The organism is Pseudomonas sp. MWU12-3103b, from assembly GCF_023100615.1.
Lineage (GTDB): Bacteria > Pseudomonadota > Gammaproteobacteria > Pseudomonadales > Pseudomonadaceae > Aquipseudomonas > Aquipseudomonas putida_A.
The window spans coordinates 75,625-95,602 of the sequence record NZ_JALMEY010000013.1 but is presented as its reverse complement, the minus strand read 5'-3'; the positions used below and the strand labels follow the sequence as shown (position 1 = coordinate 95,602).

The window sequence follows — 19,978 nt, the reverse complement described above, 5'->3', positions numbered from 1 at the left end:
TTTGGCATCAATGCCGACGCAAGCCTATCGGCTTAGCCCCTTCATTTCTTTAACCCCTCCCCGCTGCCGACACCACTCGAATGCACTCCCCCTCGCCTGCACTATGTATGTACCGGAGACATGGTGGACACTTTTTAATAGACACATTGCTCATCGCCAAGGAGATGACCTGTGCCTTGGGAAGAGGCGCACGACAAGGCTGACGCCGGACTGCGCGATGCCATGGACTTGGCCTATTTGACTGGCCAGCGAGTAACAGACACGCGGCTTATGGATGAACGAGACGTGCGCGACGGCCAAATCTGGGTGCTCCAGGGAAAACGAAGGCCAAACGACGGATTGAGGTAACCGGTGAGCTGAAAGTTTTGATTGATCGAATCATGGCTCGGAAGTCCGGACACAAAGTCCGCTCGACGCGGCTGATCGTGGCAGAAAACGGCACTCCGATGACGGAGGCAATGTTGCGCAGGAGATTTGATGTGGCCAGGGAGGCAGCTGGTGTTGAAAAGGCCGAGTTTCAAATGCGTGATTTACGCGCCAAGGCTGGTACTGATAAGGCTGAATCGAGCGGCGACATCATGCGGGCCAAGGATCAACTTGGGCATACCACCGTAGGGATGACAGAGCAGTACATTCGCAATCGAAAGGGTAAAAAGGTCATGCCCACAAAGTGAATTGCGAACCAATGTCAGAATTGCGACCCGGAAACAAACAAGGGTTTGCCTCAGCTTTCGCCCGCAAACCCTTGATTTAAGATGGTGCCCGAAGCCGGAATCGAACCGGCACGCCCTTACGAGCGGGGGATTTTAAGTCCCATGCGTCTACCAGTTTCGCCATTCGGGCGGTAGCGCTGTTGTAGTGCTCAAATCAGTCGGCCAGAGAATCTGACTTTGTTGAGCCTTTGAAGCAGAGCGGGAAATATATACATCACGTCCCGGTGAAGCAAGTTCACAGTGGCTGATTTCAAGACTAAATCTTGCAGTGCACTGAAAATAAAAAAGCTCCGTAAATCATGGATCTACGGAGCTTGTTTATAGTGGAGGCCGAGGTCGGAATCGAACCGGCGTAGGCGGATTTGCAATCCGCTGCATAACCATTTTGCTACTCGGCCTCAAACGATCGCTGTTTAGTAGCACAACAACAACCGCGTACAAACTTGGAGCGGGAAACGAGACTCGAACTCGCGACCCCGACCTTGGCAAGGTCGTGCTCTACCAACTGAGCTATTCCCGCTTGGTGTGGCGCATTCTATAGATTTCAGATGCCCCGTCAACCCTTTGATTCAAAAAAGTTTTATTTCTTTTCAACGTCGGTTTTCAGATGCGGCCAGGCGGCCCGCAGGTATTGAACCATCGACCACAACGTCAGGCCCGCCGAGATCATCAGCAAGGCGTAACCCAGCAGCACCCAGAAGCTGAAATCGCGGGGATTGGCCAGCAGGATCACCAGCGCCAGCATCTGCGCCGCGGTTTTCCACTTGCCGAGATTGGACACTGCTACATGAGCGCGGGCACCGAGTTCGGCCATCCATTCACGCAAGGCCGATACGACAATCTCGCGGCCGATGATGACGGCTGCGGGAAGTGTCAGCCACAAATTGCCGTGTTCCTGAACCAGCAGTACCAAAGCGACTGCCACCATCAGTTTGTCGGCAACCGGATCGAGAAACGCGCCGAACGGCGTGCTTTGTTCAAGGCGGCGGGCCAGATAGCCATCCAGCCAATCAGTTGCCGCCGCAAAGGCGAATACCGAAGCGGAGGCCATATAGCTCCACTGGTAAGGCAGGTAAAACAGCAAAATGAAGATCGGGATGAGCAGGACGCGGAGAACGGTAATCAGATTAGGGATATTCATCGGCACAACTGGCTACGAGGTGAGTTGGCATTCTACTCGCTATGCAGGTTTGCATAAATCGACTCTGCGAGCTTTTTACTGATCCCCGGTGCTTTGGCGATCTCTTCGATGCTTGCACGAGACAGCTCCTGCAATCCACCAAAATGTTTCAACAAGTCCCGACGTCGGGTCGGCCCGACACCTGCAACGCCTTCCAGCGTCGAGGTGCGGCGGGTCTTGCCGCGCCGCGCACGGTGGCCGGTGATTGCGAAGCGATGCGCCTCGTCACGAATCTGCTGGATCAGGTGCAACGCCGGGGAATCGCCACGCAGCGTGAACTCATGCGCGGCATCATTGAGATACAAAGTTTCGAAGCCTGCCTTGCGTGTTGCGCCCTTGGCCACACCCAGCAGGATCAGATCCGGCACCGCCAATTCATTGAGCACGTCACGGGCCATCGACAACTGACCTTTGCCGCCGTCCACCAACAGAATGTCCGGCAGCTTGCCCTCGCCATCCTTCAGTTTGCTGAAGCGCCGGGTCAACGCCTGGTGCATGGCTGCATAGTCATCACCCGCCGTGACGCCTTCAATGTTGTAACGACGATAGTCGGATTTGATCGCGCCTTCCGGGCCGAACACGACACAGGAAGCGACGGTGGCCTCACCACTGGAGTGACTGATGTCATAGCACTCAAGACGCTGCGGCGGCTCATCCAGGTTCAGCACTTCTGCCAGCGCATCGAAGCGCGCAGCCGTGTGTTGCCGGTTGGCCAGGCGTGCACCCAGCGCTTGCTCGGCATTGGTGACCGCCAACTGCTGCCATCGAGCCCGCGTGCCGCGTACCCGGTGGCTGATGCTCAGCTCCCGGCCGCGCAGCTCGTGGATGGCGTCGATCAGAGCCGTGGCGTCTTCGGGAACCACGTTGACGATCAGTTCGCCTGGCAGGTCGCGCTCTGGACTGCTGATGTAGTACTGACCGAGGAACGCCGCCATGACTTCGGCGACCTCCTCCTCGATACCCACCTGCGGAAAGAAGTTCTTGCTGCCCAACACCCGACCGCCGCGCACACTGATCAAGTGAACGCAAGCGCCGCCCGGGTTGACGAAAGCTGCGATAACATCGATGTCGCCCGTGCCACCTTCCATGCTTTGCTGATCCTGAACACGGCGCAGCAAGGCAATCTGGTCACGCAACTCGGCGGCGCGCTCGAATTCGAGATTGATTGCCGCCTCTTCCATTGCCGTGGACAGCTCATTGGTCAGGGCATGACTGCGCCCCTCGAGAAACATCACCGAATGGCGTACATCCTCGGCGTAGACCTCAGGTTCGACCAGACCGACACAAGGCGCCTTGCAACGCTTGATCTGATATTGAAGACACGGGCGCGTGCGATTTTTGTAATAGCTGTCTTCGCACTGACGGACGAAAAAGGTCTTTTGCAAGAGGCTGAGGCTTTCGCGAATGGCCCCGGCGCTCGGGTACGGGCCGAAATACTTGCCCTTGGCCTTCTTCGCGCCACGGTGGATGCTCAGACGTGGGAATTGGCCGTCAGACAGAAAGACATAGGGATAGGACTTATCGTCGCGCAGCAGAATGTTGTACGGCGGCCGCCACTCTTTGATCAGCGTCTGCTCAAGCAGCAACGCCTCGGTTTCGTTGGCGGTGATGGTCGTTTCGACCTGCGCGATACGCCCGACCAGCGCAGCGGTTTTTGGCGCCAGCCCGGTCTTGCGAAAATAGCTGGCAAGGCGCTTCTTGAGGTTCTTGGCCTTGCCGACATACAGCAGGCGCGCATCGCTGTCGAACATGCGATAGACGCCGGGGCGCCCACTGACAGTCGCCAGGAAGGCGCCGGAATCGAATACTTCAGTCATGATCAGGCGCTGGCATCCACCATGCCGTGGCGCACAGCCAGCAACGTCAGCTCGACGTCACTGCTGATCGACAGCTTTTCGAAAATCCGGTAGCGATATGTGTTCACCGTTTTCGGCGACAAGCAGAGTTTGTCGGAGATGATCTGCACCTTCTGGCAGCCGACAATCATCAAAGCGATCTGGATTTCCCGCTCGGACAAGGCGTCGAAAGGTGAATCGTTGGTTGGCTGGAACGATTTGATCGCCAGTTGCTGAGCAATCTGCGGGCTGATGTATCGCTGCCCGGCAAACACCAGACGGATCGCCTGAACCATTTCCGGCAAACCAGCGCCCTTGGTCAGGTAGCCGGCGGCACCAGCCTGTAACAAGCGCGTAGGAAATGGATCTTCCTCGCACACGGTCACCGCGACGACCTTGATGTCCGGGTGGCTGCGCAACAGCTTGCGCGTGGCCTCGAGGCCACCAATACCGGGCATCTTTACGTCCATCAGGACCACATCGGGTTTCAACTCACGGGCCTTGATCAGGGATTCTTCCCCGGACTCGGCCTGTCCAACCACCTGCAAGCCATCGATATCGGCCAGCATACGTGTAATGCCTGTACGAACGAGATCATGGTCGTCGACCACTAGCACCCTAATCAAGCAGACACCTCGCGATATGGTCTTATTGGGATGCCGGACACCTTAGCAAAAAGTGCCAGACAGACCTAGCGGCAAGCATCATTTAAAAAGTTTCAATTCATCATCGAAGGCTTGCCGGCCGTGGGTTTCAGAGCACAAGTGTACCGAAATCGAGCTCCATCCTCAGGAAACACTCGTCCTCACCGCACACCTTGAAGCCTTTTCTCTTATACAGACTTTGCGCCGGATTATTTTTGAATACTGTCAAACGCAGTGCTGACAGTTTTTCGCCGCGAGCCAAAGCGACAACCTGATCAATCGCCCAGGATCCTGCACCTTGCCTGCGAGAGACCTCGGCTATTTGCAGCTCGCGGATGTACAAGGCCCGGCGATCATGACTGAGACTGAAAAATCCCACAGGAACTTCACCAAGAAGGACCAGCCAGTTGTCCCGCCCATCCCAGGCAACGTCGAACGCTTCGTCCTGCCACAGCAGATCGTGGTCAATGTAATAGCGCAGCATGTTCTGGCACGTCAGCTCTCGGGCAAACGCCCGATCTGCCGATTCGGCACGACGCAATGCCCAGGTCACAGGTCTACCGCCACGGGTACTACCCGCCCCTGCCATGCGCCGGCATCACGCCGGGCAATAACCAACACTTCACCCGGCCCTCGCGCCGCCACCACCAGCGTCCCGCTTTCAGACCAGAACGCGCTGCGACCCGCCGATTGCCATCCACCCGTGAGCCCGGCGTGATTGGCCATCAGCACCGCCATTGAGTGGTTTTGGGCATAGCCCTGCAATATCGCGCTATCCACGTCATAGCCGTTCTCCCCGATCAGCACGCCTGCTGCGTACAGGTCGGCACCAAGATTGGCGGCCGCTGCCGTGTGACTGGCGTGGGAAAAGTCAGCGCAGACCGCCAGCGCTACGGTATCGCCGCCTATGCTCAAGGACGAACCACCAGCACCTGGGGCATAGAAAAGCTCTTCTCCACTGTGCAGATGTTGTTTGCTGTAAACCTCAAGAGAACCATCCCCTCCTAATGTCAGCGCGCCGATCAATACCTTCGAACTGTCCCTATCGCGAATCGGCATACCGACGACAGCGGTGAGGCCCAGCTCGCGAGCGCAATCGCGCAAGGGTTGCAGCACAGCATCCTGCGGATCGATTGCCAGGTCTGCGGCGATCTGGCCTTCGTAGCCTGTCAGCGACAGCTCCGGGAACACCAGCAGCTCGACGCCCTGCTCCGCCGCCACGGCCATGAAGCGCAAATGACGGGCGAGGTTCGCCGCCAGATCACCGGCAATGGAGATCGACTGGGCTGCAGCGACCGTGAACATCGACATGAATCATCCTTGGTGTTTGTGCAAAGCAACCAGTGTGTCACAACGCCTGCAGCACTCAAGCGATAGGTAACCTCCGCAATGGCGATAGCAATTTCTGATTGCTCAGCCGTACGGGCCTCTAGTAAGCTCGGCGCATTCATCGGAGACAAACCATGTTCAACGCCCTCTCACAGCTTCGTTCCGCCAGCGCCCTGCGCTCGGTTGCGGCTGCCCGGGCGAATGACGTTTGCGCTCCTGTCAGCTTTTATTTTGGGTATTGGTTTAGCCACTGGCGCGCCTGATACCCACCGGCGCCCATAAAAACGGGTCGCCTACCAGAGAATTCTCAACCCCCGGTCGGCCTCCCGACCGGGGGTTTTGTTTTTTCAGGCCCCAAATTTTTCAGCAACACACCAGAACTTTGAGGAATCACGACATGAACTACGCCACTTATTACCGTTACGACACTTTTACCGCCTGGCGATTTAGCAACCTCCGCTCGGGACAGCCTGCCGCCTCCGATCGGTCACCCACAGGTGGCAAGCACACACACGCAGCCAATCCGGCCAATTGTCGAACACCCCAGTAGGGCCGAGTGAGCGGGAAACACCCGCCGCCAGCCCAGGAATCCCGAATATGAACTCGTCTGTTTCTGCTCTGCCACTGACCACCCCTGATTCTGCCAACGAAGCACTGACCCTGCGTCTGCCCAGCGCATTGCAGCTCAAACAGCAATTGCCCCTAAGCAATGCCCTCGCCCAGCAAGTCGCAGCCCACCGCCAGGCGGTCCGCGCGATCCTCAATGGCGAAGACCATCGCCTGCTGGTCGTCGTCGGCCCTTGCTCGATTCATGACCCGCGATCCGCACTCGAATACGCCGAAAAACTTTCCCGCCTGGCCCATGAAGTCAGAGACGAGATGCTGTTGGTGATGCGCGCCTACATCGAAAAACCCCGCACCACCGTCGGCTGGAAAGGTCTGGCTTACGACCCGCACCTGGATGGCAGCGACGACATGGCTGGCGGCCTGACCCTGTCGCGTGAATTAATGCTTGAGATGATCCGCCTGGGCCTGCCCATCGCTACCGAGTTGCTGCAACCAATGGCGGCCGGCTACTTCGACGACCTGCTCAGTTGGGTTGCTATCGGTGCACGCACCACCGAATCGCAGATTCACCGGGAAATGGCCAGCGGCCTGAACATGCCCGTAGGTTTCAAGAACGGCACCGACGGTGGCGTAGGTGCAGCCGTCGACGCCATGCGCTCAGCAGCACATCCGCACCGACACTTCGGCGTCGACAGCCAAGGACACCCGGCGATCATCCAGACCCCGGGCAACCCCGACACTCATATAGTGCTGCGCGGCGGTCATCACGGTCCTAACTACGATCGCGAAAGCGTCGCCCGGGTACATGCCGACCTGAGCCGACTGAAAATTCCGAGCCGGATCATGGTCGACTGCAGCCACGCCAACAGCGGCAAGGACCCATTGCGCCAGCCCGACGTGTTCAAGGCGGTTCTCGAACAACGCCTGCTGGGCGATCGTTCCTTGATCGGCATGATGATTGAATCCCACCTGTTCGAAGGCTGCCAGCCCTTGAGCCCCACACTGCGTTACGGGGTGTCGGTTACCGATGGTTGCCTTGGGTTCAGTGCGACGGAACAGTTGCTGTCGAGCGCTGCCGAACGTCTTCGAGACTGATGATCCGAGCAGCCTTTGCGGGCTTATCAAAATCCCGCAAAGGCTGAGTCATCGCTCCGACTTCACCACCGGGTTATGCCCGCACCCGGATGCGTGTTATCTCGGAAGCCTGGCTGACATCATCCAGCCGCTCCACTGAATACGACACCTGCACCACAGTTTCCCGATGCTCTCGCCAGAAACGATAAGGCACGATGAATACCAAGGGCTCGCCTGCAGTTTCCCGGGTGATGTCCCGATCATCGCGGTGACTGAAATACTCACCATCGCATTTCAAGTAAACCAGCTCCCCCTCCTCGGCCTGGGCATTGCCGATCACCACGGTAATGCCATCCTCGGCATCTACTGCCTCCAGTTCGCCATCTTGCGCTTCCAGTACCTGCGGAGCTGCGAGCTCGCCTCGCATCAATGGCGCGATCAGAATTCGCGAGGTTGCAGAGTTCCTCACCTGCGCCGACCTTGATTCCACCCGGTAGCTGACGCTCACCTCCTGCATACGATGAGGGGCGATGCGATCTGCGGGTATCCAGAAAAACAGCGCTTCGCCGACAGCAAACGGCTCCACGAGCAACACATCACTGATCACCGGCAGTCCTTCGACACCTTGCCACGACAGGGTGACCCGGTCCCCGACAGCCATGCGGGCGTAAGGTCGCACGATAACGCTAGTGCCCTGCGGGACACGGGCCGGATCGAGCGTCCCGCCCACCGTTTCTTCAAGGATCGGAGCCAGCAAATCGGGTTCCGGATCACCCACATTCAGCTGCAAACGCCTGGATGACACGGGCTTCTGAAGCGCAACGCTGTACAGCGTCCAGTAAACCTCCAGCGAGCCGCGCTCCAGCGCTGCGATGTGCAAACCCTTTATGACAAAGACGAGTTCCTGACCCACCTGGTTTTCACTGACCGCACGAGTGGTTTCGTGAATATAGGGCAATCCTTCGTCATCCAGTCCTTGCCAGCTCAGCACAAGTTTGTCGCCGCACAACATGTTCGGGTAAGGCGCCACCCTGACGAATGCATGGTCCAGTGAAGGATCAAGCATTCCGCCCTCCATAACCTCAAGCATCGGTGCAGGCAGCCACGAGTCTGGAGAGTCTGCCGCTGCAGACGCGTGTCGATAGCAGAATTCGAAGTGGTCGCCGTCCACCTTCAAACTCAGAAGACGGTGTTCACCGGATTCATCCGCTACAGGGGACATATTTGACGCTGGTACCACAGAAGAATCGCCGGTGGCTTCGTATATAGACATTCGTAGCTCCATTCCTTGGATAAAACGCCGCCGTTAAGGCCGCGTCGAACGAAATCCATTGAACACCATCCAGCGACCGGCGGAAGTCAGCACAAAGCCTTCCGTCGGCAGGGTAAATACACCGCATGACGTAGGCTTACGAAGCAGAATCCAGCGATACCGGGCAAAAGATTGCCAAATGTTCCGACTACCCTCTCAAGCAGAAGCGAAAATTCGTACCGCTTTTAGTCCAATTTCCTTTCAGTACAGAGGATTTTTCAGACATCGCCGACCCGCAGGCCTGTTTTACAGTGGCACGCACCAACCACTGACAAGCATCTGCAAAAGAGGCAGGAACATGCAACGGAATGCGACAACCCGCTACCCCATCCTTTTGGTCCATGGCCTGTTCGGGTTTGACCGTATCGGCCATTTCGAGCTTTTTCATGATGTCAAGCAAGCGCTGAGGGAGGCAGGCGGGCAAGTGTTTGTGCCGCAGCTGTCCGCAACCCATGACAACGAAGTTCGCGGCCAGCAATTGATGTTCCAGATCGAACGCGTTCTGCGAGGCACCGGCGCCGTTAAAGTCAACCTGATCGGACATAGCCAGGGCGCGCTGGCATGCCGTTATGCCGCTGCGCTCGCGCCGGAGAAAGTCGCCTCGGTGACATCGGTCAGCGGCCCCAATCACGGCTCGGAACTGGCTGACGCCTTACGCCTGGCGCTGGTTCCGGGAGGCCTGCCGGAGCAGGTGGCGGAGCACGCTGCGACACAGTTTGCGCGATTCCTCTCGCTGCTCAGCGGTCAACCAGGTCTGCCGCAGAACGCCGTAGCCGCACTCAATGCCCTGACGACTGCGGACGTCGGTCAATTCAACAAAAAATACCCTCAAGGCCTGCCTTCGACGTGGGGCGGCCAGGGGGCGGAACGGGTCAATGACGTCCACTACTACTCCTGGAGCGGCACGCTGCAGGACAATTTGTTGCAGGCTCTGGATCCAGTGCATTCCGTCTGCCACGCATTATCCAGCCATTTCGTCACGGAGGCCGGACAGAACGATGGTTTCGTGGGCCGTTACAGTTCTCACCTGGGCCGGGTCATCCGCTCCGACTATCCCCTCAATCACCTTGGCAGCTTGCGCCATCCGGGCGGGTCGCGAATACCCGGCGCGGATCCCGTCGACCTCTATGTCGAACACGCGATGCGCCTGAAAGCCGCGCAACTGTAGATGTACGTCAATGTACCGAGTGGAACTTTGCAGAGAAATCGCTTACTGAATCCGGTAGGCTCCACACTTTACTGAAATAGATTGGAGAATTTCCCCATGGCTAAAGCCACTGCCCGCCACATCCTGGTTTCCAGCGAAGACAAGTGCAACGAACTCAAGGCCCAGATCGAAGCCGGTGCTGATTTCGCCGAGGTCGCCAAGGCCAACTCCAGCTGCCCCTCCAGCCGTCAGGGCGGCGATCTGGGTTCATTCGGTCCTGGCCAGATGGTCAAGGAATTCGACACCGTAGTCTTCAGCGCGCCAATCAACGTCGTGCAAGGCCCGGTGAAGACCCAGTTCGGTTATCACCTGCTCGAAGTCACCAGCCGCCAGGACTAATCCGTCGCCTGACTGCTGTCCCAACGGCCCGCCTTTTGGTGGGCCGTTGTGTTTTGGTTACAGGATACGGCTGGCGACTGACGCGCCGCTCGCGTACAAATTGCGCTTATCGATCACCCGGCTTTAAGGCTGACAATGCGACTGGCTTTCCCGACTTTACTGTTCACTGCCGTGGCCCTGCTATTGGGCGCCGTCGGTGTGAACGCCACCCCGCAACATGCGTTGACCGTCTATGGCGAACCTGCCAAATACCCGGCCGGTTTCAGCCATTTCGACTACACCAATCCGCGGGCGCCCAAGGGCGGCACCATGCGCCGCTCGGCGATAGAGATCGGGCATTTCGATCACATCCTGCCCTATATAGATAAAGGCATCGGCGTCACCCAGATCGACGGCATGCTCTATTCGCCGCTGGCCCAACGCTCGATGGACGAGCCCTACACGGTCTATGGCCTGGTGGCGCAAAAGATGGAGCGCTCCGAGGATGGTCTGTCGCTGCGCTTCTTCATCGATCCCAAGGCGCGTTTTGCCGACGGCAAGCCGATCACTGCCGAGGATGTGCGCTACACCTATGACCTGTTGATGACCCAGGGCAGCCTGCGCTATCGCACGCAGTTCGCCGACGTCAAAGGCGTGGAAGTGGAAGCGCCGCTGACCGTGCGCTTCGATTTCAAGAGTAACGAGAACCGCACCCTGCCGCTGGACATTGCCACCCTGCCGGTGTTTCCCGAGCACTGGTGGAAAACCCGCGACTTCGCCGGTGGCGGTGGCTATGAACCACCACTGGGCAGCGGCCCGTATCGGGTCGGCAAGGTCGACTCCGGGCGCAGCATCACCTTTGAACGCAACCCCGACTGGTGGGGCAAGGACCTGCCGGTCAGTCGCGGCCTGTATAACTTCGATCACTTCAGCATCGAATATTTCGGCGACACCGATGTCGCCCGCCAGGTATTGCGCGGCGGTGCCTATGACTACAACCGCGAGTTTTCCGCCACCGGCTATTCGATCGGTTACGACAGCCCTGCGCTGAGTGACGGACGTTTGCAGAAAGCCCACCTGGCCACCGAGGCCCCGCAATCTGCGCAGGGCTTCGTGTTCAACCTGCAGAAAACGATGTTCCAGGATCGTCGGGTGCGCCAGGCGCTGGCGATGCTCTGGGATTTCGAGTGGAGCAACCGGCAGATGATGCGCAACATGTACATCCGCCAGCAGAGCTATTTCTCCAATACCGCACTGGCAGCCCGCGAGTTGCCGGACGCCGCCGAGCTGAAAATCCTCGAGCCGTTGCGCGGGCAGGTTCCCGACGAAGTGTTCACCCAGGTCTTCGAGGCGCCGAAAACCGATGGCAGCGGGCTGATCCGCGACAAGCAACTGCAAGCCCTGGAACTGCTCGAACAGGCTGGCTGGAAACCCGAGGGCGACCAACTGGTCAACGCCGAAGGCAAACCTTTGAGTTTCACCTTTCTGGTCAGCCAGAACGGTATGGATCGCCTGCTTCTGCCATACAAGCGCACGCTGAAGCAGATCGGCATTGAGCTGAATATCCGTCGCATCGACTCCTCGCAATACGTCAATCGCCTGATGAGCCGTGATTACGACATGATCGTCACCGGCTACCCGGTCAGCACATCTCCGGGGGGCGAGTTGCTCAACTACTTCGGTTCGATATCGGCCAACGACCCCGGCGCCAACAACTACATGGTGCTGAAGAATCCGGCGGTCGACACCCTGATCAACGGCCTGATCCGCGCCTCGACCCAAAGCGACATGTTGCACTACGCCCACGCTCTGGACCGGGTGCTGCAATGGAACTACTACTGGATTCCCAACTATTACCCGCCGGGCACCTCCACCGTCTGGTGGAACCGCTTCGGCATGCCGGCGATCCAGGCCAGCAATGACGAAGCGATCGAGAGCTGGTGGGAAATCAGCAGTACGCCGCTGACCAACCAGCAGATGACCGCCGAAAAAATCGGCCGTGGCAGACCCGGAGGACCGCACTGATGTGGGCATACATTCTGCGGCGCCTGCTGCTGATCATTCCGACGCTGGTGATCATCCTGCTGGTCAATTTCGTGATCATTCAGGCGGCACCCGGCGGCCCGGTCGAACAGGCCATCGCCCATCTGCAAGGGATCGGCGGTGCGAGTGTCGGCGGCAGTTCCAGCGAAACCATGAGCAACACTTCGCGCGCCAGCCGTGGCCTCGATCCGCAACTGATCAAGGACATCGAAAAGCAGTACGGTTTTGACAAACCGGCGCATGAGCGGCTGTGGCTGATGCTCAAGAACTACGCGCAGCTGGACTTCGGCAAAAGCTTTTTCCGCGGTGCGACGGTCACCGATCTGATTCTGGAAAAAATGCCGGTGACCATTTCCCTCGGCTTGTGGGCGACGCTGATCACCTATCTGGTGTCGATCCCGCTGGGCATCCGCAAAGCGGTGCATCACGGCAGCCATTTCGACATCTGGAGCAGCACCGCGATCATCATCGGCTACGCGATGCCGGCGTTTCTGTTCGCAATGTTTCTGATCGTGGTGTTTGCCGGTGGCACCTCATTGAACTGGTTTCCAGTGCGCGGTCTGGTCTCGGACAACTTCGAATCGCTGTCGACCCTGGGCAAGATTGCCGATTACTTCTGGCACCTGGTGTTGCCGGTGACGGCGCTGGTGATTGGCGGCTTCGCCACGCTGACGATTCTCACCAAGAATTCGTTCCTCAATGAGATCACCCGCCAGTACGTAGTCACCGCCCGCGCCAAAGGCTTGAGCGAGCGCCGCGTGCTTTACGGCCATGTGTTCCGCAATGCGATGCTGCTGGTGGTCTCGGGGATTCCGCAGGCGTTCATCAGTGTGTTCTTTGCCGGTTCGCTGTTGATCGAAGTGATCTTCTCTCTCGACGGCCTCGGCCGCATGAGTTACGAAGCGGCGGTTTCTCGCGACTATCCGGTGGTGTTCGGCTCGCTGTTCATCTTCACCCTGTTCGGCCTCCTGATAAAACTGATCGGCGACTTGTGCTACACCCTGGTCGACCCACGTATCGACTTCGCCGCGAGGAACGCCTGATGTTCAAGTTCTCGCCTCTGGGCCGTCGCCGTTTCGCGCGATTCAAGAAAAACCGCCGTGGCTGGTGGTCGTTGTGGCTGTTTATTGGACTGTTTGTGGTGACGCTAGGCGGTGAACTGATCGCCAATGACAAACCACTGGTGGTCAGCTATCAGAACCAGCTCTACTTCCCGGTCTTCAAGCGCTACACCGAACAGGAGTTTGGCGGGCAATTGCCGTTCCAGGCCGATTATCGCAGTGACTATGTGCAGAACCTGATCCGCAAGGACGGTGGCTGGCTGCTGTTCCCGCCGATCCCGTTCAGCGACGACACGCCCAACTACGACCTCAATCAACCTGCGCCAAGCCCGCCATCAAAGGTCAACTGGCTCGGCACCGACGATCAGGCGCGCGATGTGTTGGCGCGGGTGATTTTCGGTGCCCGGGTATCGATCCTGTTTGCCCTGATGCTGACCGCCGTCAGCGCGCTGATCGGCATCGCGGCCGGCGCCCTGCAAGGCTATTACGGCGGCTGGGTCGATCTGCTCGGGCAGCGTTTGCTGGAGGTCTGGAGCGGATTGCCGGTGCTGTACCTGCTGATCATTTTGTCCGGTTTCGTCGAGCCGAATTTCTGGTGGCTGCTGGGGATCATGGCGCTGTTTTCATGGCTGGCACTGGTGGATGTGGTGCGCGCCGAGTTCCTGCGCGGGCGTAATCTGGAATACGTCAAAGCGGCGCGCGCGTTGGGCCTGAGCGACCGCAAGGTGATTTTCCGGCACATCCTGCCCAATGCGATGAACGCGACGCTGAGTTACTTGCCGTTCATTCTCACCGGCGCAATTTCCACCCTTACCGCTCTCGACTTCCTCGGTTTCGGCATGCCCGCCGGCAGCGCTTCGCTGGGCGAACTGATTGGCCAGGGCAAACAGAATCTGCAAGCGCCTTGGCTCGGACTGACGGCGTTCTTCACCCTGGCGCTGATTCTTTCTTTACTGGTGTTCATCGGCGAAGCGTTACGTGACGCGTTCGACCCTCGATCCTGAAGTGTGACCATGACTGATAACCTGATCGAAATCCGTGACCTGAACGTCGCCTTCCATGGCCAGCCGGCAGTGCGCAACCTGTGCCTGGACATCCGCCCCGGCGAGTGCCTGGCGCTGGTCGGCGAGTCGGGCTCGGGCAAATCGGTAACCGCGCATTCGATCCTGCAGTTACTCCCCGAAGGCGATGCGCAAACCAGCGGCAGCATTCGCTATCGCGGTCAGGAGCTGCTCGGCGCCGATCCGAAGGTCCTGCGTGAACTGCGCGGCAACCGGATCGCGATGATCTTTCAGGAGCCGATGACCTCGCTCAATCCGCTGCACACCATCGAAAAGCAAATCGGTGAAACGCTGCTGGTGCATCGCGGTCTGGGCGGTAAAGCGGCGCAACAGCGCATCCTTGAACTGCTGGAACTGGTGGGTATTCAAAAGCCCAAAGAGCGCCTCAAGGCCTATCCGCATCAACTGTCCGGCGGCCAGCGGCAACGAGTAATGATCGCCATGGCGCTGGCTTGTGAGCCGGAACTGCTGATCGCTGACGAGCCGACCACCGCGCTGGATGTGACAGTGCAACGCAAGATCCTGCTGCTGCTCAAATCCCTGCAACAACGCCTGGGCATGTCGCTGCTGCTGATCAGTCACGACCTCAATCTGGTGCGCAGCATTGCGCAACGGGTGTGCGTGATGAAGGCTGGCGAAATCGTCGAGCAAGCCCCGTGCGAAACCCTGTTTACCGAGCCAAAGCATCCTTACAGCTGCGTGCTGCTCAACGCCGAGCCGGAAGGCGAAGCCCTGCCCCGGGACGAACGCGAGAACGTGCTGGAAGTGGATGATCTGCGGGTCGAGTTCGTCGTCGGTGGCGGGCTGTTCCAGCGCAAACAATATTTACGCGCGGTGGACGGCATCAGCCTGAATATCCAGCGCGGCAAAACCCTGGGCATTGTCGGTGAGTCCGGTTCGGGCAAGTCGACCCTGGGTCAGGCGATTCTGCGGTTGCTCGATTCCGAGGGCAGTATCCGTTTTCAGGGCACCGCCCTCGATGGCCTCGATCAGAAGCAATTGCGGCCGTGGCGTCGGCAGATGCAGGTGGTGTTTCAGGACCCGTTCGGCAGCCTCAGTCCACGTATGTCCGTGGCGCAGATCATCAGTGAAGGGCTGGAGGTGCATTGTCAGTCCAGCGCCGATGAGTGCGATGCACAGGTGATCCGTGTACTCAAGGAAGTCGGCCTGGACCCGGAAAGCCGTCATCGCTACCCGCACGAATTTTCCGGTGGTCAGCGCCAGCGTATCGCCATCGCCCGGGCGCTGGTGCTGAAACCGGCACTGATCCTGCTCGACGAACCGACGTCAGCCCTCGATCGTACCGTGCAGAAACAAGTGGTCGCCCTGCTCCGCGACCTTCAGGAAAAACACGGTTTGACCTACCTGTTCATCAGCCACGACCTGGCGGTGGTGCGGGCGCTGGCGCATGACATGATCGTGATCAAGGACGGCAAAGTGGTTGAGCGCGGTGCCAGCCATGATGTGTTCGACTCACCGCAGCATCCTTACACCAAAGAGCTGTTGGCAGCGGCGCATCCGGGGTAGGCATAATCGGCGCTTGCCTTGATACCGAGTCGCGGCCTTCGCGAGCAAGCCCGCTCCCACAGGGATTCGGGTTGTACCCAAATATGGGGTACCCCAGAGAAACCTGTGGGAGCTGGCTTGCCAGCGAAGAGGCCCGAACAGACAACTCAAACTCCGGATCCGCCAACCCATGAACACCACCGAAAGCCTCAAGGACTGCCAACGCGTGCGCACGCTGGCGATCCGCTCGCTGTTCGAGATCATCGAGCAGTCCAGCGAAGGCACGGTGATTGTCGATCGTGATGCAAACATCGTCTGGATGAACGAGCGCTATGCGCGGCGTTTTGGTCTTGAGTCGGCGAAAAAAGCCATCGGCAAACCCTGCGAAAGCGTGATCCCCGGCAGCCTGCTGCGTGAAGTGGTGCGCACCGGCCGGCCGATCCTGCTGGACATGCAGGACACACCGAAAGAGCCGCTGGTGGTGATGCGTCTGCCGATCCACGACGATGCCGGGGCGGTGATCGGCGCCATCGGGTTTGCTCTGTTCGATGAATTACGCAGCCTGTCGCCGATGCTCAAGCGCTACCTGAGCATGCAGGAAGAACTGGCCTCGACCCGCTCGTTGCTGCGGGCGCGGCAGACCAAATATAACTTTGTCCATTTCATCGGTACCAGCAGCGCCAGCCTCGAAGTCAAACGCCGTGCCCGCCGCAGCGCCAGCGCCGAATCCCCGGTATTGCTGCTCGGCGAAACCGGCACCGGCAAGGAGTTGCTGGCCCAGGCGATTCACAGCGCTTCGCCCCGGGCGCACAAAGCCTTCGTCAGCATCAACAGTGCGGCGATTCCCGAAGCGCTGCTGGAAGCGGAATTCTTCGGCACCGCGCCTGGCGCGTTTACCGGCGCTGACCGCAAGGGTCGAACCGGCAAGTTGCAGATCGCGCAGGGCGGCACGCTGTTTCTCGATGAGATCGGTGACATGCCGTTGCCGCTGCAGAGCAAACTGCTGCGGGTGCTGCAGGAAAAGGAGTTCGAACCGGTTGGCTCCAACGACGTGATTCAGAGCGATGTGCGAGTGATCGCGGCGACTTCGACCGATCTGCAAGGCGCGATCAAGCGCGGTGAGTTCCGCGCCGACCTGTATTACCGACTTAACGTGCTGCCGATCCAGGTTCCGCCGCTGCGCGAACGTCTCGACGATCTGCCGGCACTCAGCGAGGCGATTCTTGAAGAACTGCGCAGTCAGCATGAGCTGAGTCGCGCAGCGCTGGATCTGCTCGGGCAACATGCGTGGCCGGGCAACATCCGCGAATTGCGCAACGTGCTGGAGCGCGCGGCGCTGCTCAGCGATGACCTGATCCTCACCGAAGAGGATATTCGCGCGGCCATCGGCACCTTTACCCCGGTTGAACGTCCGTCGGTGTCGACGCTGGCACCGTTGGCGGAAGAGACTTTTGCCCAGGCGCGCCAGCGGTTTGACCGACAACTGATCCAGTCTGCCCTCGCGCAATGTGCGGGCAAAGTGCCGGAGGCGGCGGCTCGACTGGGACTGGGACGCTCGACGCTGTACAAGAAGATGCTGGCCTTGGGCATCACCGAGTCTCAATAAAGAGACTTAAGTCTCCACAAAAAGACAACAACAAAAGCTTCGCGAGCAAGCCCGCTCCCACAGTGGATACGCGTTCCAAATGTGGGAGCGGGCTTGCTCGCGAAGGCGTCAGCCCTCTCAACAAAAATCTCCAGAAGGAGACAACCCTTCAACTCTCAACACGCTTAAACCTATAAAACCCTTACATTTCAATGATTTGAATATCTGGCACAGATCTCGCTAAAGCCTCTCCTGCACCCGCTTCACCCACAAAAATAACAATCTTTGGAGACACTCCATGAGTGTGATCATCGCCTTGGCAGCCCTCGCGCTGCTGATGCTCGCCGCCTACCGTGGCTACAGCGTCATCCTCTTCGCCCCGATTGCCGCCCTCGGCGCTGTCCTGCTCACTGACCCCTCTGCCGTCGCCCCTGCCTTCACCGGGGTGTTCATGGAGAAAATGGTCGGTTTCATCAAACTGTATTTCCCGGTGTTCCTGCTCGGTGCCGTGTTCGGCAAGTTGATCGAATTGTCGGGGTTCTCCCGTTCGATCGTGGCCGCAGCGATTCGCTTGCTCGGCACCCGTCAGGCGATGCTGGTGATCGTGCTGGTCTGCGCCTTGCTCACTTACGGCGGCGTGTCGTTGTTCGTGGTGGTGTTTGCGGTGTATCCATTTGCCGCGGAAATGTTCCGCCAGAGCAATATCCCCAAGCGGCTGATTCCGGCGACCATCGCCCTCGGCGCGTTCTCCTTCACCATGGACGCCCTGCCCGGCACGCCGCAGATTCAGAACATCATCCCCAGCACCTTTTTCAACACCACCGCGTGGGCCGCGCCGTGGCTGGGGGTGATCGGCACGATTTTCGTGTTCTGCGCCGGCATGTTGTTCCTGCAGCGCCAACGCAACAAGGCCCAGCGTGCTGGCGAAGGTTATGGCACCGAGCTGCGTAACGAGCCGGAAACCGCCGAAGACCTGAAACTGCCGAACCCATGGATCGCCCTGTCGCCGCTGCTGGCGGTGGGCATCATGAACCTGCTGTTCACCCAGTGGATTCCGCAGTGGTACGGCAAGACCCACAGCCTCGCGTTGCCGGGGATGGCCACTCCGGTGACCACGGAAATCGCCAAGCTCACCGCAATCTGGGCGGTGCAGGCGGCATTGCTGATCGGCATCCTGATGGTGTTGGTGTTCGGCTTCAAGGCGATCCGCAGCAAACTCGCCGAAGGCAGCAAAAGCGCGGTCAGCGGCGCACTGCTGGCGGCGATGAACACCGCCTCGGAATACGGTTTCGGTGCGGTAATCGCTTCGTTGCCGGGCTTTCTGGTACTGGCCGACTGGCTCAAGCAAATCCCCAATCCGCTGGTCAACGAAGCGATCACCGTGACCCTGCTGGCGGGTATCACCGGTTCGGCGTCGGGCGGCATGAGCATCGCGCTGGCGGCGATGTCCGAGCAATTCATCGCGGCGGCGCACGCGGCGAACATTCCGCTGGAAGTGCTGCACCGCGTGGCCGCGATGGCCAGCGGCGGCATGGACACCCTGCCGCACAACGGCGCGGTGATCACCCTGCTGGCGGTCACTGGTCTGACCCACCGCGAAGCCTATAAAGACATTTTCTGTATTACGCTGATCAAGACCCTGGCGGTCTTCGTAGTGATTGGCACTTTCTACGCCACTGGCATTGTGTGAGGTATTCATGAGGACTCTTTCGGGCAAGACCGCACTGGTTACCGGCTCCACCAGCGGCATCGGTTTGGGCATCGCGCTGAGCCTGGCCAAGGCCGGCGCCAACCTGATTCTCAATGGTTTCGGTGATGCGTCGAGCGTGATCGCCGAAGTCGGCCAGTTCGGCGGCAAGGTCGGTCACCACCCCGCAGATGTCAGCGATCCGGCGCAGATTGCCGACATGATCGCTTACGCCGAACGCGAATTCGGCGGCGTCGACATTCTGGTCAACAACGCCGGGATTCAGCACGTGGCGGCCGTGGAGGAGTTTCCGGTGGAGCGCTGGAATTCGATCATCGCGATCAATCTGTCATCGGTGTTCCACAGCACCCGCCTGAGCCTGCCGGGCATGCGCGCCAAGGGTTGGGGACGAATCGTCAACATTGCCTCGGTGCATGGTCAGGTGGGATCGACCGGTAAAGCCGCGTATGTCGCGGCCAAGCATGGAGTGATCGGTTTGACCAAAGTGGTCGGGCTCGAAACGGCTACCAGTAATGTGACCTGCAACGCGATCTGCCCGGGCTGGGTGCTGACGCCGCTGGTGCAGAAACAGATCGATGATCGTGCCGCCAAAGGCGTCGATCCGCAGCAGGCGCAGCATGATTTGCTGGCGGAGAAGCAGCCGTCGCTGGAGTTCGTCACACCGCAGCATCTTGGGGAATTGGTGTTGTTTCTGTGCAGCGAGGCTGGCAGCCAGGTGCGCGGGGCGGCGTGGAATATTGATGGAGGCTGGTTGGCGCAGTAAACAGCGCAAGCCCCCTGTGGCGAGGGAGCTTGCTCCCGCTGGGTGGCGAAGCCGCCCCGGCAATTTACGACT

16 protein-coding genes, 3 tRNA genes and 1 pseudogene are annotated in these 19,978 nt (G+C 59.2%); 11 read left to right on the top strand and 9 right to left on the bottom strand.

All coding sequences use genetic code 11. The features are described from left to right. Positions 1 to 198: 198 nt before the first annotated feature. Positions 199 to 674, top strand: a pseudogene (locus M0808_RS19855) (tyrosine-type recombinase/integrase); the annotation flags it as partial. An 82-nt stretch (positions 675 to 756) separates the two neighbouring features. Here M0808_RS19855 and M0808_RS19850 read toward each other — a convergent pair. The 8 genes from M0808_RS19850 to M0808_RS19815 all read right to left on the bottom strand — a co-directional run bounded on the left by M0808_RS19850 (position 757) and on the right by M0808_RS19815 (position 5,683). Beyond that, positions 757 to 843 (bottom strand) — tRNA-Leu (locus tag M0808_RS19850). 194 nt (positions 844 to 1,037) lie between these two features. Continuing rightward, positions 1,038 to 1,111 (bottom strand) — tRNA-Cys (locus M0808_RS19845). Between the two features lie 46 nt (positions 1,112 to 1,157). Then, positions 1,158 to 1,233: transfer RNA gene (locus tag M0808_RS19840), tRNA-Gly, on the bottom strand. Positions 1,234 to 1,293: 60 nt separating this feature from the next. Continuing rightward, complete coding sequence (pgsA, locus tag M0808_RS19835) at positions 1,294 to 1,854, bottom strand: CDP-diacylglycerol--glycerol-3-phosphate 3-phosphatidyltransferase (RefSeq protein WP_003225417.1); 561 nt, start codon at positions 1,852 to 1,854, stop codon at positions 1,294 to 1,296. A 32-nt stretch (positions 1,855 to 1,886) separates the two neighbouring features. Continuing rightward, positions 1,887 to 3,710: an excinuclease ABC subunit UvrC gene (gene uvrC, locus M0808_RS19830; RefSeq protein WP_027612674.1), complete on the bottom strand. Its 1,824-nt coding sequence runs from the start codon at positions 3,708 to 3,710 to the stop codon at positions 1,887 to 1,889. Positions 3,711 to 3,712: 2 nt separating this feature from the next. After that, positions 3,713 to 4,354 carry a UvrY/SirA/GacA family response regulator transcription factor gene (gene uvrY / locus M0808_RS19825; RefSeq protein WP_024012761.1) on the bottom strand — a complete coding sequence of 214 codons (642 nt, stop codon included), beginning with the start codon at positions 4,352 to 4,354 and terminating at the stop codon, positions 3,713 to 3,715. A gap of 127 nt (positions 4,355 to 4,481) precedes the next feature. Next, entirely contained in the window at positions 4,482 to 4,925 is a 444-nt protein-coding gene (locus M0808_RS19820; RefSeq protein ID WP_027612673.1) for a GNAT family N-acetyltransferase, read from the bottom strand. Next, complete coding sequence (locus M0808_RS19815) at positions 4,922 to 5,683, bottom strand: carbon-nitrogen hydrolase family protein (protein WP_247842205.1); 762 nt, start codon at positions 5,681 to 5,683, stop codon at positions 4,922 to 4,924. The genes M0808_RS19820 and M0808_RS19815 overlap by 4 nt, the downstream gene beginning before the upstream one ends. A 615-nt stretch (positions 5,684 to 6,298) precedes the next feature. Here M0808_RS19815 and M0808_RS19810 point away from each other — a divergent pair. Beyond that, entirely contained in the window at positions 6,299 to 7,363 is a 1,065-nt protein-coding gene (locus M0808_RS19810; RefSeq protein ID WP_247842204.1) for a 3-deoxy-7-phosphoheptulonate synthase, read from the top strand. A gap of 73 nt (positions 7,364 to 7,436) precedes the next feature. Here M0808_RS19810 and M0808_RS19805 read toward each other — a convergent pair whose 3' ends face one another. Further along, positions 7,437 to 8,615, bottom strand: a complete 1,179-nt coding sequence (locus tag M0808_RS19805; RefSeq protein ID WP_247842203.1) for a hypothetical protein — start codon at positions 8,613 to 8,615, stop codon at positions 7,437 to 7,439. A gap of 337 nt (positions 8,616 to 8,952) precedes the next feature. Between M0808_RS19805 and M0808_RS19800 the strand changes: the two genes are divergently transcribed. From M0808_RS19800 to hbdH, 9 genes are all read left to right on the top strand, one after another. Beyond that, positions 8,953 to 9,822, top strand: a complete 870-nt coding sequence (locus M0808_RS19800) for a triacylglycerol lipase (RefSeq protein ID WP_247842202.1) — start codon at positions 8,953 to 8,955, stop codon at positions 9,820 to 9,822. 96 nt (positions 9,823 to 9,918) lie between these two features. Beyond that, complete coding sequence (locus tag M0808_RS19795; protein WP_016774509.1) at positions 9,919 to 10,200, top strand: peptidylprolyl isomerase; 282 nt, start codon at positions 9,919 to 9,921, stop codon at positions 10,198 to 10,200. A 135-nt stretch (positions 10,201 to 10,335) separates the two neighbouring features. Then, complete coding sequence (locus M0808_RS19790) at positions 10,336 to 12,204, top strand: extracellular solute-binding protein (RefSeq protein WP_247842201.1); 1,869 nt, start codon at positions 10,336 to 10,338, stop codon at positions 12,202 to 12,204. After that, complete coding sequence (locus M0808_RS19785; RefSeq protein WP_027612667.1) at positions 12,204 to 13,265, top strand: microcin C ABC transporter permease YejB; 1,062 nt, start codon at positions 12,204 to 12,206, stop codon at positions 13,263 to 13,265. The genes M0808_RS19790 and M0808_RS19785 overlap by 1 nt, the downstream gene beginning before the upstream one ends. Further along, on the top strand, positions 13,265 to 14,287 hold the full coding sequence (locus tag M0808_RS19780; protein WP_247842200.1) for an ABC transporter permease: 1,023 nt from the start codon (positions 13,265 to 13,267) through the stop codon (positions 14,285 to 14,287). Before M0808_RS19785 ends, M0808_RS19780 begins: the two co-directional genes overlap by 1 nt. A gap of 9 nt (positions 14,288 to 14,296) precedes the next feature. Beyond that, entirely contained in the window at positions 14,297 to 15,871 is a 1,575-nt protein-coding gene (locus M0808_RS19775) for an ABC transporter ATP-binding protein (protein WP_247842199.1), read from the top strand. A gap of 169 nt (positions 15,872 to 16,040) precedes the next feature. Next, positions 16,041 to 17,456: a sigma 54-interacting transcriptional regulator gene (locus tag M0808_RS19770; protein WP_247842198.1), complete on the top strand. Its 1,416-nt coding sequence runs from the start codon at positions 16,041 to 16,043 to the stop codon at positions 17,454 to 17,456. 277 nt (positions 17,457 to 17,733) lie between these two features. Further along, positions 17,734 to 19,125 (top strand): GntP family permease, encoded by a 1,392-nt coding sequence (locus tag M0808_RS19765; RefSeq protein ID WP_027612663.1) that lies wholly within the window; start codon positions 17,734 to 17,736, stop codon positions 19,123 to 19,125. Between the two features lie 7 nt (positions 19,126 to 19,132). Then, the gene (hbdH, locus tag M0808_RS19760) at positions 19,133 to 19,906 is read left to right on the top strand and encodes a 3-hydroxybutyrate dehydrogenase (RefSeq protein WP_247842197.1); all 774 of its coding nucleotides are present in this window, start codon (positions 19,133 to 19,135) and stop codon (positions 19,904 to 19,906) included. Positions 19,907 to 19,978: the final 72 nt, after the last annotated feature.

Bases quoted from the DNA above. Each gene is read 5' to 3' on its own strand.
- pgsA (WP_003225417.1), bottom strand. From the start codon at position 1,854: ATGAATATCCCTAATCTGATTACCGTTCTCCGCGTCCTGCTCATCCCG.
- uvrC (WP_027612674.1), bottom strand. From the start codon at position 3,710: ATGACTGAAGTATTCGATTCCGGCGCCTTCCTGGCGACTGTCAGTGGG.
- M0808_RS19815 (WP_247842205.1), bottom strand. From the start codon at position 5,683: ATGTCGATGTTCACGGTCGCTGCAGCCCAGTCGATCTCCATTGCCGGT.
- M0808_RS19810 (WP_247842204.1), top strand. From the start codon at position 6,299: ATGAACTCGTCTGTTTCTGCTCTGCCACTGACCACCCCTGATTCTGCC.
- M0808_RS19805 (WP_247842203.1), bottom strand. From the start codon at position 8,615: ATGTCTATATACGAAGCCACCGGCGATTCTTCTGTGGTACCAGCGTCA.
- M0808_RS19800 (WP_247842202.1), top strand. From the start codon at position 8,953: ATGCAACGGAATGCGACAACCCGCTACCCCATCCTTTTGGTCCATGGC.
- M0808_RS19795 (WP_016774509.1), top strand. From the start codon at position 9,919: ATGGCTAAAGCCACTGCCCGCCACATCCTGGTTTCCAGCGAAGACAAG.
- M0808_RS19790 (WP_247842201.1), top strand. From the start codon at position 10,336: ATGCGACTGGCTTTCCCGACTTTACTGTTCACTGCCGTGGCCCTGCTA.
- M0808_RS19785 (WP_027612667.1), top strand. From the start codon at position 12,204: ATGTGGGCATACATTCTGCGGCGCCTGCTGCTGATCATTCCGACGCTG.
- M0808_RS19780 (WP_247842200.1), top strand. From the start codon at position 13,265: ATGTTCAAGTTCTCGCCTCTGGGCCGTCGCCGTTTCGCGCGATTCAAG.
- M0808_RS19775 (WP_247842199.1), top strand. From the start codon at position 14,297: ATGACTGATAACCTGATCGAAATCCGTGACCTGAACGTCGCCTTCCAT.
- M0808_RS19770 (WP_247842198.1), top strand. From the start codon at position 16,041: ATGAACACCACCGAAAGCCTCAAGGACTGCCAACGCGTGCGCACGCTG.
- M0808_RS19765 (WP_027612663.1), top strand. From the start codon at position 17,734: ATGAGTGTGATCATCGCCTTGGCAGCCCTCGCGCTGCTGATGCTCGCC.
- hbdH (WP_247842197.1), top strand. From the start codon at position 19,133: ATGAGGACTCTTTCGGGCAAGACCGCACTGGTTACCGGCTCCACCAGC.